13 protein-coding genes are annotated in these 14,124 nt (G+C 64.6%); 11 read left to right on the plus strand and 2 right to left on the minus strand.

What is annotated here, in order from left to right; all coding sequences use genetic code 11:
- Positions 1–11: 11 nt before the first annotated feature.
- From AC1Q6E_RS25360 to AC1Q6E_RS25390, 7 genes are all read left to right on the plus strand, one after another.
- A complete protein-coding gene (locus tag AC1Q6E_RS25360) occupies positions 12–566 on the plus strand; it encodes a type 4 pilus major pilin (protein WP_492573778.1) in 555 nt (184 codons plus the stop codon).
- Between the two features lie 143 nt (positions 567–709).
- On the plus strand, positions 710–1,207 hold the full coding sequence (pilM, locus tag AC1Q6E_RS25365) for a type IV pilus biogenesis protein PilM (RefSeq protein WP_152792852.1): 498 nt from the start codon (positions 710–712) through the stop codon (positions 1,205–1,207).
- Entirely contained in the window at positions 1,204–2,673 is a 1,470-nt protein-coding gene (pilV, locus tag AC1Q6E_RS25370; protein WP_492573779.1) for a shufflon system plasmid conjugative transfer pilus tip adhesin PilV, read from the plus strand. The genes pilM and pilV overlap by 4 nt, the downstream gene beginning before the upstream one ends.
- Positions 2,654–3,133: a lytic transglycosylase domain-containing protein gene (locus AC1Q6E_RS25375; protein WP_152792850.1), complete on the plus strand. Its 480-nt coding sequence runs from the start codon at positions 2,654–2,656 to the stop codon at positions 3,131–3,133. The genes pilV and AC1Q6E_RS25375 overlap by 20 nt, the downstream gene beginning before the upstream one ends.
- A gap of 302 nt (positions 3,134–3,435) precedes the next feature.
- Positions 3,436–4,533 (plus strand): type IV pilus twitching motility protein PilT, encoded by a 1,098-nt coding sequence (locus tag AC1Q6E_RS25380; protein WP_152792849.1) that lies wholly within the window; start codon positions 3,436–3,438, stop codon positions 4,531–4,533.
- 82 nt (positions 4,534–4,615) lie between these two features.
- On the plus strand, positions 4,616–5,026 hold the full coding sequence (locus AC1Q6E_RS25385; protein WP_152792848.1) for a CesT family type III secretion system chaperone: 411 nt from the start codon (positions 4,616–4,618) through the stop codon (positions 5,024–5,026).
- A gap of 10 nt (positions 5,027–5,036) precedes the next feature.
- Positions 5,037–6,392: a hypothetical protein gene (locus tag AC1Q6E_RS25390; protein ID WP_492573780.1), complete on the plus strand. Its 1,356-nt coding sequence runs from the start codon at positions 5,037–5,039 to the stop codon at positions 6,390–6,392.
- 15 nt (positions 6,393–6,407) lie between these two features.
- Here the strand turns inward: AC1Q6E_RS25390 and AC1Q6E_RS25395 are convergent, their stop codons facing one another.
- Together AC1Q6E_RS25395 and AC1Q6E_RS25400 are read right to left on the minus strand one after the other, a co-directional pair.
- Positions 6,408–7,247 carry an enoyl-CoA hydratase-related protein gene (locus AC1Q6E_RS25395; RefSeq protein ID WP_492573781.1) on the minus strand — a complete coding sequence of 280 codons (840 nt, stop codon included), beginning with the start codon at positions 7,245–7,247 and terminating at the stop codon, positions 6,408–6,410.
- A gap of 339 nt (positions 7,248–7,586) precedes the next feature.
- Positions 7,587–8,306: a response regulator transcription factor gene (locus AC1Q6E_RS25400; protein WP_152792845.1), complete on the minus strand. Its 720-nt coding sequence runs from the start codon at positions 8,304–8,306 to the stop codon at positions 7,587–7,589.
- 364 nt (positions 8,307–8,670) lie between these two features.
- Between AC1Q6E_RS25400 and AC1Q6E_RS25405 the strand changes: the two genes are divergently transcribed.
- The 4 genes from AC1Q6E_RS25405 (at position 8,671) to AC1Q6E_RS25420 (ending at position 14,085) form a co-directional block, all read left to right on the plus strand.
- A complete protein-coding gene (locus tag AC1Q6E_RS25405; protein WP_152792844.1) occupies positions 8,671–9,429 on the plus strand; it encodes an IclR family transcriptional regulator in 759 nt (252 codons plus the stop codon).
- Positions 9,430–9,847: 418 nt separating this feature from the next.
- Positions 9,848–11,077 carry a porin gene (locus tag AC1Q6E_RS25410; protein ID WP_152792843.1) on the plus strand — a complete coding sequence of 410 codons (1,230 nt, stop codon included), beginning with the start codon at positions 9,848–9,850 and terminating at the stop codon, positions 11,075–11,077.
- A 145-nt stretch (positions 11,078–11,222) separates the two neighbouring features.
- Complete coding sequence (locus AC1Q6E_RS25415) at positions 11,223–12,803, plus strand: ABC transporter substrate-binding protein (RefSeq protein ID WP_296555992.1); 1,581 nt, start codon at positions 11,223–11,225, stop codon at positions 12,801–12,803.
- Positions 12,804–13,113: 310 nt separating this feature from the next.
- A complete protein-coding gene (locus AC1Q6E_RS25420) occupies positions 13,114–14,085 on the plus strand; it encodes an ABC transporter permease (protein ID WP_296555993.1) in 972 nt (323 codons plus the stop codon).
- Positions 14,086–14,124: the final 39 nt, after the last annotated feature.

The raw sequence follows: 14,124 nt of genomic DNA on the forward strand, positions 1-14,124 counted from the left end.
AGAGGTCAATCATGCATGTCGAAAAAATAAGCAATCTGCACGGCCAGCCCATCCGCTCCGACAATGCGCGGCAGCGCCAGCGCGGCGCGTCGCTGCTGGAAGGCATCGCCTACCTGGGCATCGCCGCCATCGTGGTGGTGGGCGCCATTTCCCTGTTGACGGGGGCGTTCGGCAGCGCCAAGTCCAACCAGTCCATCGAGGAAGTGATCAGCCTGCGCACGGCGGTACGCAAGCTGTACCTGGGGCAGGCCTATCCCACCACTGGCGTGGTCCAGACGCTGATCGCCGCCAAGGCGGTGCCCGGCACGCTGGCGGTGAACACGACGACCAACACCCTGACCAACAGCTGGCGCGGTTCGGTGACCATTGCCGCCTCCAGCAACGGTTTTTCCATCACCTATCCGGCGGTACCCAAGGAAGTGTGCGTCGGCATGCTGTCCGGCGCTCATGGTTGGTTCTCGATCATCGTCAATGAGACGGACGTCGCTCTCATTCCGGTCACCGCCAGCGAAGCTACCACCAGGTGTGACACGAACGACAACACCATCATCTTTGGCTCGACCTGATCCGTTTCGACCCCTGGGCGTGGGGGGGGGGGGGGGGGGGGGGGGGGGGGGGGGGGGGGGGGGGGGGGGGCGGGGTCCCCCCCCCCCCCCCCCCCCCCCCCCCCCCCCCCCCCCCCCCCGGGACCCAACCCGAGGAGCCGCGTATGTGGAATGTCGCCGTGCTGGTCGTCCTGATCTCGCTGGCGGGGGTCTACGCCACCCGGAATCTCCAGTCGCTGGACGCCGCCCAGGGTAGCCTGGCCGCCAGCGATGCCGCCGAGATGGGCATCTACCGCCAGGCCGTGATCGACTACTTCAGCGTGAACGACCTGCGGGGGACGAGCGTGGCGGCTGCCACGCTGAAAAGCGGCGGCCACCTGCCGGCCTGGAGCCGCCTGTACCAACAGGCGGGCGCGCTGGCCTGGAGCAACTACCGCGACGCCAATGGCGTGATCTACGTCTACGCGCTGGCCGTGCCGGACAGGAACCTGGCGGGCGAACTGGCGCAACTGGCCCGCCATTCGGTGCTGCTGGGTATCTATGAGCGCGCATCACCCACCTTGCAGTCGCCGGTCCATGGCAATACCGGCATCCCGATTTCCGTTCTTTCAGGAAGGTCGATACCGGACGGCGCGCCTGTCTGGATCGCGATGACAAAATGACCAAGATACCGACCAAGATGCCGCGCCGCGCGGTTGCCCGGCACCCCCGCCAGCAAGGTGTCGCCCTGCTGGAAATCCTCGGCGCGCTGGCCATCGGCGCGGTGCTGCTGCTGGGGCTTGCCGCGATGGTGGAGACGTCGCTGGAAGACATGAAAGGGCAGCAGGCCTCGCACCATCAGTCCCAGGTCGCGGCGGCCGGCCAGAAATACATCGCGGCCAACAGCGCCAGTCTCCAGGCCGCGCTGCCGGCCGCCGGGTCGCTGGTGGCCGTCGGGGTCCCCCAACTGGTCACGGGCCGGTTCCTGCCCGCGGGTTTCGCCACCGAGAATATCTATGGACAGACGCCGTGCGTGCTGATCCGCCGGCCCGATCCCGCCGGCAATCCGGACCGGTTCGACGCGCTGGCGGTCACGCGTGGCGGTCAGCAGATTCCCGATGGCATCCTGGCCGTGGTCGCCGCCAATGCCGGACCCGGAGGCGGCTACATCAGCATCCGCGCCACCGCGACAGCCAGGGGTTCCACCTGGAGCAGCAGCACCGCCAGTTTTCGTTCGGCCACCTGCGGCGGCACCGCCGCGCTGAACGGCGGCGCGGGCGACGGCGGCCGCCTGGCCTCCAACCTGTTCCACGACGGCCCGGACCAGTTCGGCGCGGACTTTCTCTACCGCAACGCGGTGCCCGGCCGGCCCGAGCTCAATCGCATGAACACGCCGGTCCGCATGGGCGGCGCCGCGCTGGTGACGATGGGTTCGTCCTGCCTGAACGCCGCGGGCGTGGCCGAGGCGGGCATGGCCATCGATTCCGCCACCCGCGTCATCCTGACCTGCGGCGGCAGCGGGGTCTGGTCGTCGCCTTCGCAGTGGAAAGAGCCGGTCGCCACCTATGCCGGCCTGCCGTCCTCGGGCAACCTGGCCGGAGACGTGCGCATGGTGACCGGCCTGTCGCGCGCCTTCACCTTCAATGGCAGCGCCTGGGTGGCGCTGGCGGTGGACCAGAACGGCAACATGAACGTGCCGGCGGCGCTGACCGCGGCCAATGTCACCACGACCCAGAACATCCGGGCCGGAGGCAACATCCATGCCGTGGGCAACATCACCGCGGACGGATCGGTCGGCGCCGGGCTGGACCTGGTGGCAGGCCATGACGTGATCGCCCGCGACGTATTTGCCGCTCGCAACATCCGCGCCACGGTCGATATCCAGGCCGGGCAAGATGTCACTGCCAGCCGCGATGTGATCACCCAGGGCTTGCAGGTGAACCGCTGGGCATCGACCCCGGCCATTACCATCGGCACCAATTCCTTCGTGCCCGGACAGCCCTGCAACTATCTAGCTTCCGATCCCTTCGATGACGCCGTGCGCATCAGGTATCCGCACGGAACGGTCGTGACGGACGCCAACCGCGTACCGCTGATTTGCGGTGCGGACAGCACGATGAGATACGCCAATGGAACCTATACGCCTTGAACGTTACCGCCGCCGCGCCGGCCCGCTGCTACGGTCCGCCGCGCTGGCCCTGGCCTGCCTGGCCAGCTCGCCGGCGCAGGCGTGCTGGCATGAGGTCGCCTCATGGTATGGCATCAATGTGCACCTGCTTTATGCCATTGCCAAGACTGAATCCAACCTGAATCCCAACGCCATCAACAAAGGCAACAAGAACGGCTCCTACGACATCGGCCTGATGCAGATCAACAGCAGCTGGCTGCCGACGTTGCGCAAGCACGGGGTCAGCGAGGAGAAATTGAAGGATCCCTGCGTCAACCTCCAGGTAGGGGCGTGGATCCTGGCGCAGAACATGCAGCGCATGGGCGTGACGTGGGAGGCGGTGGGCGCCTACAACGCCCGCAATCCACAACTGCGTGTCAGGTACGCACAAAAGGTGTACAAGAATATACCGAGGGAGATCCTCGAACAGGCATCCCAATGACCGCCGGCGCGTCACACATTCGCAATGCTGGGACATTGCCGGGAGTGGCTTTAACCTGCCGTGCCGCATGGACAAATCGGTCCAGTGAGCTTTGTTGAGTATTCCCAGCGGTCCTGGCATGTATAGTAGACTTCCTCCGCAAGATGCCGCCGTCGAACCGGCCCGCGGGCTGCCATTTCCTCCAATGGCACCGTGGCACATTGGTGCATGGAATGTGAACCATCGGACATTTCAGGAAGAACCGGCAAGGCGTGCATTTCCCTCCTTTCACGAAAAAAAGTGCTTACATTTCAGGTGGCTGAATGTCCAACGAGCATTTCTTCACCCGCGATATCCAACAGGAATTGCTCGCCCTGGTCAATTCCTCGCAGACGTTCTCGGACGTGCACATCGAGCAGGACCAGCCGCTCATGCTCAAGACGCCGCGCGGGTGGACGCCGGCCAATGACGTCCCGGTGTCGATCGACTACCTGGCGCCCCTGTTGTCCGCCATCGACGAGGACTGGGAAGACAAGATCATCGACGGTGCGATAGACCGGCCCCTGGTGCTGGGCGAATGGCGCCTGCGCTGCAATGTCTACCGCATGGCGCGCGGCAGCAAGGTGGCGGTGTCCATCCGCCGCTTCCCGCTCCAGCCGCTGCCGCTTGAACGCACCGGGCTGCCCGCCTACGTGAAGACCGTGCTGGAGGCCACCAAGGGCATCATCCTGGTGACCGGGCCGACGGGGGCGGGCAAGACCACCACCATCGCTTCCATGCTGGACCACATCAATGCCACGCGGCACGGGCACATCATCACCATCGAGGAACCCATCGAGTACGAGCTGCGGCGCAAGCTGTCGATGGTCTCGCAGAAGGAAGTGCCGACCGATACGCCCAGCTTCTCGTCGGGCCTGCGCGAGGCGCTGCGGCAGAAGCCCGACGTGCTGATGGTGGGGGAAATCCGCGATTTCGATACCGCCGCCACGGTGCTGCACGCGGGCGAGTCCGGGCACCTGGTGCTGGCCACGCTGCATACCAGCAACGCGGTGCGCGCCATCAGCAAGCTGCTGGGCTTCTTTCCGCAGGACCAGCGCGCGCAGCGCGCGGCCACCCTGGCCGAGACCCTGGTCGGCGTGGTCTTCCAGAGCCTGCTGCCCTCCGAGGACGGCGAGCATCATGTGATGGCCAGCGAAATGGTCTTCAACAACAACCAGCAGATCGCCTCGTTCATCGCCGATCCCGACAAACTGCCGATGGTGGGCGACTTCATGAAGCGCAAGGAAGACAACATGTCGCGCAGCCTGAACGAAGTCCTGGTGCAACTGGTGCAAAGGAAAAGCGTCTCGGCGCGCGACGCGCTGCGCGTGGCGTACAACCGGCTGGAACTGCACGAGATGCTCAACAGCGCGAAACGCTGAGAATCCTCAAGCTTGCCCGTCGCGGGGAACCTGTCCCGCGTCGCTCGGTACTCATGGGTAACCTAGACAAGAAGGGGCACCCATGTCCAGAAACCGCTTCATCGATCTCGTCAACGAGTTCTGCGCGCTGGCTCGGCTCGACCAGCCGGCGCAACTGGCAGAGGGGCATGCCGTCGAGGTCGACGGCGTCGACTTCATCTTCCAGTACGACGAGGAATATGCCCCCGAGCATGTGATGCTGTACTGCGACTTCGGCGTTCCGCCCGAAGAGCGGTTGCTGGACGTCTACGAAGCGCTGCTGGAAACGAACATGATCGTCTACGGCGCCAGTTCCCCCGCTTTCATGCTGGGGCCGGACAAGCGCGTGACCTTCGGCTACCAATGCCGGCTGGCCGACGTCAGGGCGAACCAACTGATCGGGATCCTGCAAAAGCTGGCCGGCCAGGCCAAGGACTGGCGCACCGACCATTTTCTCGAAGCGTCGCTGGCGTAGGACGGCGAAGATGAGCAGAATCAACAATCCGCCGGACATCCAGGCGGGCTACCTGTATCGGCCGGACGACCACACCGGTGTGGTCACCGCGAAACGGGCCGACTTCAGGCCCGGTGTCAACGACAAGCTGACCAACATGCTCGCGCGCAGCGGCCATCCGCGCGCCGCCGGCTTCGTCAATGCGGTGCGCGCCTTCGACCTGGGGCTGAGGCGGTCCATCAATACCCGCCAGCTCGACAGCGCACGTGCCCGGATCGAAAAGATGGGGCAGGAGGCCGCCTCGGCGGGAACGGACGAGAAGTCCGTGGGTAGGCGGGATCGCCTGGACGCCAGGGTTCACGACCTGGAAATCAAGGACGACCGGCTGGCTGCCAAGCAGGAGCTGTCGGTCGCGGCGCGCCAGGGCAAGCTCGACGATGCCGTGCCGATCGCCAATGAATACCAGCGGGCCGCGTTGCGCGATCGTGGGTACACCGAGGCCACGGGGAGCCTGTCCAAGACCGGGCTGGATCGGGAGCAAAGCCAGTACCTGGTTTCGTCCGTCGATGGCCACCGCATCCGTATCAATGCGGATCGTCCCCCCTTGCTGGCGCGGATGGTGGCGTCGTCGGTCAGCGCCGCGTACGACCGTGGGTCGAGTGGAGCGGCCGCCGCCGCGCGCAGTACCGCGCAGCACGCGCTGGTCGGGGTGGAAGCGGCCGCCCGGTATGTCCAGGGGGCGGCCGCGCGGGGGCTGTCGAACAGCAAGTTGCTGGACGAGGGGTCGCGCGCCCGCATGGCGGCCTCGGCCGAGCGCGCGACCGGCGCGCGCGACATGCTGCGGTCGTCGCTACAGGGCAGGAGCGCCCTGAATGCCGCCTTTGGCCTGGCGGTCGATGCGCAGCGGGCCTCGGCGCAGCAGCGCCTGGATACCCAGGCTGAGCATGGCTACCTGGTGCGGGATGTCCAGCATGGCGTCAAGCCGCCGCAGACGCGCATGCTGGAGCGCCGTATCGACGCTTACTACCGCGGCAAGGCGCAAGCCGCCGGCCAGGTCGAGGGGGAGGGCGGGGCGCCGCCGGCCCCCCGGGCGGGACGCATGATGCGGTTTGTCGTGGGGGTCGCCAATACCGGAACGCTCGCGTCCATCCATATGCATGGCGGGGCGGGCATGACCGCATACTGGCGGGCCAGCGTCAAGGATGGCCACGAAGACCGGCATCTCGCCGCCGGGGCAAGGCATGGGGCGGCCGAGGCGGCCGCGGGCTACAAGTACGGTGCCCGCCAGGCGGCCTTGCAGGGGCGGTTGACGGAATTCCTGCAAGAGCCGCATGCGGCGGGGGCGATGGATGACTTCCTTGCCGACCCGCCCGCCGACCGCCGTTGACCCGATGCCCGCGTGTCATCCGATCTCTTGCGGCAAGCTGTCGAAAAACGGCTCGGGGGGCAAGTGGACGGCGGGCAAGGGGGACGGCCGGGTGTCCAGGGAAGGGCGGGCGCGCAGCTTGGCACCGGCCCGCAGCAGCGCCTCGGCGCTGTCCTGTCTCGGTGCCTGGACGGCAAGCAGGCGGATCAGGCTCGAGGCCGAGGCTTGCGACATCGGGTCACAGGCAAGCAGGGACGTGATCAGGGACTCGATATGCCGATCGAGTTCGGAGCGCGGCACGACCTCGTGGGCCAGCCCCAGCTCACGGGCGCGTGCGGCACCGAAACCTTCGGTGGTCTGGAAGTAGCGGCGGCATTGCCGCTCGCCGATCGCACGCACCAGATAGGGGCTGATCACGGTAGGCAGCATGCCCACCCGGCTGTCGGTGATATGGAATACCGCATCTTCGGCGGCGACGCAGATGTCGCAGGCGGCCGCCAGGCCCACGGCCATGCCCATCGCCAGGCCCTGTACGCGAGCGATGGTGGGAACCCCGCACTCGGCCAGCGTCTGTAGCATCTGCGCGAGTTTGCGCATGTCTGCCATGGCGGTGTTGAGGGGAGCGCTGGCCTGGTCGCGCAGCCAGCCGATCTCGGTGCCACAGGAAAAAATGTCCCCCTTGGCCGCGAGTACGATCGCCCTGGCTTCGCCGCTCCTGGCCAGGCGGCCGACTGTGCGTGTCAGCGCGTGGGCCGTGTCGCGGTCGATCGCGTTCGCGTCGGATGTCCTGTCCAGCCAGACCCATCCGATCCGGTCGCCGCCGTGGATGCGCATCTCGACGTCGATGCAAGAGTGCCGTGTCCCTGCGTTCATCATGTGGTCCGTCTGTTTCCTGCTGCCGCTGCATGGCCGCACCGTCGTCGCCGGGCGGGAGGCTGGAGTCGTGGCGCCATGAAGCGAGCAGCCACGGTTCTGCGGCATGCTGCGGCGGGGGCACGCGGCATGCCTAGCTATCGGTGAGACTGGTTATGAGGCGCTGTGGGCCTCTTCCGGGTAGAAGCGGCTTGCGTACGCGGGTACTGCCAAGCGCGTCGGGTCACTATATGACGCGGTTTTTTTTTGCGTCAATACCGGGCGGAAAAAATAAACAGGTAAAGATCGGGCGCTTCCTGCCGATATCGCACGGTAGCTTCCGGGGGATCCGTCTGGAACGGATCAAGCTTCCCTATAGTCGAGCGGAAGGTCTTCAGCGGTACTGCCGCCGACCGGGTCGAGCCGGTAGCCCTGGTTGTAGGCGGTGCGTATCACGACCACCTGGCGGCCGTCGACCTGCAGCTTCCTGCGCAGCTTGTAGACATGCTGTTCGATCGTGCGCCCCGCGATCTCGCTGCCCGCGCTCCAGATGACCGAGCCCAGTGTCTCGCGCGAGATGTAGACACCCGGCGATGAAAAGAACAGCCAGGCCATGCTGAACTCGCGCGGCGTCAGCGCAATGGCGTCGCCCTGGTAGGTGAACCTGCCGGCATCGCGGTCCAGTTGAAAGCCCGCGTACTCGATCATCCGCCGGGGTTTCTGCGGCGCGCAGCGGCGCCTGACGGCATGGATGCGCGCGATCAATTCGACGGCATCGAACGGGCGGCGCAGGAAGTCATCGGCGCCGCTGTCCAGCGCATGGGCCGCGACGCCCCCGCCGCAGGCGGGCGAGAGAATCAGCGCGGGGGTGTGGTCGCCGCTGCGCATGCCCAGCCAAAAGAAAATGCCGTCTTCCACGTCGCCGCCGATGTCGATGATGACGAAATCAAAGGGCTGGCGCTTCAAGGTGCGCAGCAGCGTGACTTCCGAATCGAACCGCGTGGGATGGAAGCCCGCCCCGACCAGTGCGCCTCTTACCTGGTCATAGACGGTGGGGTTGCGGATATAGCATGCAATGTTCATTCGATGGGCGTGGCCGGAGTCATGACACCTGCTGCTGCACGTGGCATGCCGTGCCGTGCGGGCGACCAGGGTGGTGGGAAACGAAGCCACCGGGCCGTTGGCCGGCGAGTGGATATAGTAGAGGAAAACCGCCGCGCATACTCATCAAATTCGTGATTGATGAAGCCGGCATGGCGAGATGCGGCGCGCGCGGCCATCGATTGTGAGCGTCTGCTATCCGCTGGATGGGCGGCTGCCGGGGATGAAGAGAAGTCCAAGGTGCTCCGGTCCGTTGTTTCCTCAAGCAAAACGATGTATCATGAATGAATCCGCGCCGTTTCCGGCGTTCGAGGCTGGCCGAGGCGGGCAGCCAAAGGGAATATCCATGAGTTACACCGTCGATGCGGTAAGCAAGGCGATCGAGTTGCTTTTCCTGGTGGCCGAAGAAGGCGGGAAGGGCGTGACCGAACTGGCGCGGCTGTCGGGCAATACGAAGGCCCGCGCGTTCCGCTTGTTGACCACGCTGGAGGAAAGCGGGCTGGTGCGCAGGCAGACCCCCATGGCCACCTACAGCCTGGGGTATCGGGCGCTCATCATAGGCAGCGCGGCGCAGGCGCAGCTGAGCCTGATCAGCGTGGCCAAGGACATCCTCGAACCCATCGGGCGGGAATGCAACGAGAGCGTGCTGGTGCGCATCCGCGACGGCGCCGAGACGGTCTGCGTGGCCTGGTGGGATGCTCCGCACGCGCTGCGCGTGCACAGTCAGTTGGGGGACCGCCGGCCGTTGTTCGTGGGCGCATCGGGCAAGCTGCTGCTGGCGCACGCGCCAGAGGACATCCAGGAAGGCGTGTTGAGCGGCAAGCTGGAACGTTTCACGCCCAACACCATCGTCAAGCGCACCGAGCTCAGGCGCGAATTGAAGAAAATCCTGGCCGAAGGCTACAGCACCTCCCTGCTCGAAAAAAGCGACGACATGGTGGCGGTGGCCGCCCCCATCCGCGATGCCAGCGGTTCGGTCATCGCCTCGCTGTCGATGACGGCGCCGGTCACGCGCGTGCCCAGGAACAAGCTGGGCAAGTATGTCGACATCATCAAGTTCGCCGCCGCGCGGTTTTCAGCCTCGCTCGGCTATCAGGGCGGATAGCCTTTCCCGATATCCCGGGCAGCCTGGCGGTTGCCGGAACTACTGACAAACCCTCGGTCCATGCCGGGGGTTTTTCTTTTTCCGCCTTCTTTGGCGCGGATCTCTATGGCTTTCGCATTGCCGCAAATACGGGCTCCGGGAGTGGGCCGATTTGGTGCGGAGCCTTGTGTGGCGTGCATTTTCACGGTGCGCCTGCGCACAATATCCGAGTGGAATTTCCTTTCTCCGCCCCACGATGGTTCGCAAATGTCTCATCTAATAAAACACTATATCGATATAAGAAACATGTTGACGCTTGCGAAGCACGCAAATAAGATGTCGTCAGTCGTTACAGAGGATTGCACATCGAAACGACTTGAGTTCGACCGAAAGACCTACGGCCAGGGGCCGGATGGCTGACGAAAAAAGGGAGAAGTACATGAAGAAGTCGGCATTATTGGTGCTGTGTCTGGGGGCGGCGGGGGCCGCGCATGCTCAGAACAATGTCACGCTTTATGGGGTGGTCACGGGTGGGGTGGGCTATGTGAACAAGATTGGGTTAACGCCTGCCAGCGCGCGCCAGACCGGTAGCCGTTGGGGGGTGGACTCGGGCCAGTACACCCAATCCCGGTTTGGTATGCGCGGAACCGAGGACCTGGGCGGTGGCCTCAAGGCCAACTTCGTGCTCGAAGGCGGCCTGACCATCGACAACGGTGCCTCCGGCCAGGGCGGGGCGACCTTCGGCCGCCGCACCACGATCGGGCTGACCGGTTCGGCGGGCACGATCGAGCTGGGCCGTCGCAAGGACTACACCGACATCATCGCGGTCCAGTTCGCCACGACGACCCGCATGCTGCCGTTCACGGCGAAGGCGCATGCCAACAACCTGGATCGCGCCACCGGGTCACGCGGCAACAACATGGCCTTCTACCTGACCCCGGAGTGGAACGGCTTCCAGGGCAACCTGGCCTATGCCTTCGGCGAGCGGGCGGGCGACTTCCGGAACGGACGGGCGTTCGGATTCGGCGGCACCTACAAGAACGGGCCGTTCGCCATCGGTGCCGCCTACTGGCAGTCGCACAAGGGCAATGTCGTGGCAGCGGCAGGTACCACCCCCGCGTCCAACAGCAGCAGCGACGATGGCGCGACCAGCGGCGCGGGTTGCAACACCGCCGCCTTGGGCAGCAGCGGCGATACCTGCCTGAAAGTCATCGTGGTGGGTGCCAGCTACAAGCTGGGCGATGCGCTGCTGCGGGGCCAGTACTCGCACGTCTCGCAGCCGTTGGTGAATGCGTCGTCGGGTGCGGCGCCGAACTTCGCCACCATCTTCTCCGCCAGCGCGGGCAGCGCCGCGTTCACCGCCGGGGGCATCAACAACCGCAAAGCCAACGTTTTCGACCTCGGCGTGGACTACAAGCTGGGGCAATGGCTGCTGAAGGGGGCCGTCATCCATTCGCGCTATGACTTCATCGGCGCCAGCAACTCCGGCAAGCTGACCGTGCTTGCCGCGGGGGCGGACTACAACCTGACGCGGCGCACGCTGCTGTACGGCATGGCCGGCGTGATGAAGGCGTCGGATATGTACAGCCCCGGCCTGACCGCCAACGGCGCGCCGGGGGTGGACAACTCCCAGATGGCCATGATGGCGGGCGTCCTGCACCGCTTCTGATCCGCGAGTACCGCTTTTTCTCCCTTTTTTCCTGTGATCGAGGGAGGGGCTTCCGCCCGGCGGCCGTCCGGGAAATCGAGTTCTTGACCCGTGTCGGCCGCCAATATATTGTCTTTTCTAGTGAAACGAATCGAGAGGTGAAGCTATGTGGGACGTTGCAAGAAGAAGGCTGGGCCTGCTGTGTCTGGCCGGATTCCTGGGTGCGGGTGGGGCGGCGAATGCCGCCGACCTGAAAATAGGGTTCAAGTCGGAAGTCACTTCTGCCGATCCACATGTGCTGAATGGCGCCAATCGCAACTTGTGGGCGCACGTCTACGAGACGCTGGTGGCCCAGGATCACAACCTGCGGCCCAAGCCCAGCCTTGCGCTTTCCTGGAGCCTGGTCAATCCGACCACCTGGGAGTTCAAGCTGCGTCCGGACGTGAAGTTCCAGAACGGCGAAACGATGGCGGCCGAGGACGTGAAGTACTCCATCGAGCGGGCCATGCAACTGACCGGGCCGCGTACCTACCGCTCCTATCTCAGGGATGTGGACTCGGTGTCGGTCACCGCGCCGTTGACCGTCCAGATCAAGAGCAAGCGCGTCAGCCCGACGCTGCCCGAGAACGTCGGCCTGATAGGCATCCTTCCCAGGTCCCTGGGCGAGAACGTCAGTGAAGACAGCTTTGCCACCGGCAAGTCGGCCATCGGCAGCGGTCCCTACAAATTCACGAGCTGGGCGCACGGCCAGAGGCTGGTTCTGAGCAAGAACGCCGACTACTGGGGGGCGAAGGAGCCGTGGGATACCGTCACGTTCCAGTTCATCCCGCGCGAGCCCGCGCGCGCCGCCGCGCTGCTGTCGGGTTCCGTCGACCTGATCAATGACTTCGCTTCCAACATGGGGGACGCGTTCAAGAACTACCAGGTCACGTCGGTGACCTCCTACATGCTCAACTATCTGGCGCTGGACCAGGCACGCGACAGCTCGCCCTTTGTGAAGGGGCCGGATGGCGCGCCGCTGGCGAACAATCCGCTGAAGAACGTGAAGGTCCGGCAGGCCTTGATGTCCGCCGTCAATCGCGACGGCATCATCAAGTTCCTGATGAAGAGCGACGCGACGGCATCCGAGCAACTGGTTCCGAAGGGCTTCTTCGGCTATGACGCCAATCTCAAGCTGCCGCCGCACGACCAGGCGAAAGCGAAGGCCCTGCTGGCGGAAGCCGGCTATCCGTCCGGGTTCCAGCTCACCATCCATTGCCCGAACAACCGCTACATCAACGATGCCAGGCTGTGCGAGGCCGTGGCGCAGTCGTTCAGCCAGATTGGCGTCAAGACCGATGTGTCCGCGATGCCCTACGCGGTGTTCCAGACCCGCGCATTCGGTGGCGGCCCGAATGGCGAGCCTGAATTCAGCGTGTTCCTGGTCGGCAACGGGGCCGTCACGGGCGACTCCCTGACGGGCCTGGTCTCCACCATTCACTCGTTCAACAAGCCCGCCATGACCGGTGCGAGCAACTATGGCCGGTATGGCAACAAGGAAGTCGATGAACTGATCGACACGGCGGCCGCCACGCCGGACAACAAGACACGCGAGGATCTGCAGAAAAAGGCGGCATCGCTGGCCTTGAATGACGGCGCCATCATTCCCTTGCTGCATCTGAATGCATCCTGGGCCATGAAGAAGAATTTCACGCTGACCCCCCGCGCGGACGGATTCACGATGGCCATGGATATTCGTTCCAAATAAGAAGACGCCACGGTGGAGGAGTCCGGGTCTCGCTTCCACTCGTGGCGGACAAGCAGTGCAGCTGTTCTCCAGGCAGCGGTGAGTATTTGCGACGTCACTCGTGGCGTCGCTTTTTTTCGGCCTTTTCCCTCTCCGGGGGCGGCGCGAAATATTCAGATTTTCTTTGACATCGTGTCGATAAGTGAGATAGAGTATCGTTTGATGATACAGCGTTGCACGTAGTGCAATGAAACGAAGCGATGGAACGAGCCTGTCGCGGGCCCGGTGGCTACGGGGCTGACAGGCCGCAAGAAGGAAGCGGAGTGCAACGATGTTTGAAATGATGATGCAGCGGGCACTGCAAAGCGTGCTGGTGATATTCGTGATGTCGGTGCTGGCGTTCGTCGGCATCAACCTGGTGGGAGATCCCATCCATTTGCTGGTGGCGCCCGATGCCTCGCACGAGGAAATCCAGCTCGCGTCCCAGGAGCTTGGCCTGGACTTGCCGGTCCACGAGCAGTACGTGCGCTTCCTGGGCAACGCACTGCGGGGCGACCTGGGCAACTCGTTCGTGTTCAATCGTCCCGCCGTCGGACTCATTTTCGAACGCATGCCGGCCACGTTCGAGCTCGCCACCATGGCGCTGCTGCTCACGGCGCTGGTGGGTGTCCCGCTGGGCCTGTGGGCGGGGTTGCGGCCCGGCAGCCGGCTCCACAAGTTCGCGATGAGCTTCTCGATATTCGGGGTCACCATGCCGGTGTTCTGGCTGGGCCTGATCCTGATCCTGGTGTTCTCCGTCAACCTCGGCTGGCTGCCGTCGGGCGGGCGCGGTGAAACGACCTCGCTGCTGGGCATACAGGTGAGCTTCCTGACCTGGGACGGCCTCAAGTTCATGCTGCTTCCCGCCTGTACGCTTGCCCTGAACAACATTGCGCTGATCATGCGTATCACCGAAGCGGGCACCCGCGAGGTGGCGGTCCAGGAGTATGTCAAGTTCGCGCGGGCCAAGGGGGTCGGGCCGACGCGCCTGATGACGCGCCATATCCTGCCGAACGTGCTGATCCCCGTCGTCACCGCGATGGGCATCGAGTTCGGCCACCTGATCGCCTTTTCCCTGATCACCGAAACCATCTTCGCCTGGCCCGGCATGGGCAAGCTGATCATCGACTCCGTCCTGCAACTGGACCGCCCCGTGGTGGTGGCCTATCTGATGGTCGCGCTGTTGTTGTTCGTGATCATCAATTTCGTGGTCGACATGCTCTACCTGGTGCTGGACCCCAGGCTGCGTACGAAGGCCGCTTGAGCGGGATGACCGGAAAGATGAACCAGGCTGTATTGAAAC

It is taken from the genome of Pigmentiphaga sp. MLSB6-MA01 (genome assembly GCF_058793475.1).

What these genes read in the sequence shown, in the direction of transcription:
- AC1Q6E_RS25395 (WP_492573781.1), bottom strand. Translation starts at nt 7,247, where the DNA reads ATGATGAACGCAGGGACACGGCACTCTTGCATCGACGTCGAGATGCGC.
- pilV (WP_492573779.1), top strand. Translation starts at nt 1,204, where the DNA reads ATGACCAAGATACCGACCAAGATGCCGCGCCGCGCGGTTGCCCGGCAC.
- AC1Q6E_RS25375 (WP_152792850.1), top strand. Translation starts at nt 2,654, where the DNA reads ATGGAACCTATACGCCTTGAACGTTACCGCCGCCGCGCCGGCCCGCTG.
- AC1Q6E_RS25405 (WP_152792844.1), top strand. Translation starts at nt 8,671, where the DNA reads ATGAGTTACACCGTCGATGCGGTAAGCAAGGCGATCGAGTTGCTTTTC.
- AC1Q6E_RS25360 (WP_492573778.1), top strand. Translation starts at nt 12, where the DNA reads ATGCATGTCGAAAAAATAAGCAATCTGCACGGCCAGCCCATCCGCTCC.
- pilM (WP_152792852.1), top strand. Translation starts at nt 710, where the DNA reads ATGTGGAATGTCGCCGTGCTGGTCGTCCTGATCTCGCTGGCGGGGGTC.
- AC1Q6E_RS25415 (WP_296555992.1), top strand. Translation starts at nt 11,223, where the DNA reads ATGTGGGACGTTGCAAGAAGAAGGCTGGGCCTGCTGTGTCTGGCCGGA.
- AC1Q6E_RS25400 (WP_152792845.1), bottom strand. Translation starts at nt 8,306, where the DNA reads ATGAACATTGCATGCTATATCCGCAACCCCACCGTCTATGACCAGGTA.
- AC1Q6E_RS25410 (WP_152792843.1), top strand. Translation starts at nt 9,848, where the DNA reads ATGAAGAAGTCGGCATTATTGGTGCTGTGTCTGGGGGCGGCGGGGGCC.
- AC1Q6E_RS25380 (WP_152792849.1), top strand. Translation starts at nt 3,436, where the DNA reads ATGTCCAACGAGCATTTCTTCACCCGCGATATCCAACAGGAATTGCTC.
- AC1Q6E_RS25390 (WP_492573780.1), top strand. Translation starts at nt 5,037, where the DNA reads ATGAGCAGAATCAACAATCCGCCGGACATCCAGGCGGGCTACCTGTAT.
- AC1Q6E_RS25420 (WP_296555993.1), top strand. Translation starts at nt 13,114, where the DNA reads ATGTTTGAAATGATGATGCAGCGGGCACTGCAAAGCGTGCTGGTGATA.
- AC1Q6E_RS25385 (WP_152792848.1), top strand. Translation starts at nt 4,616, where the DNA reads ATGTCCAGAAACCGCTTCATCGATCTCGTCAACGAGTTCTGCGCGCTG.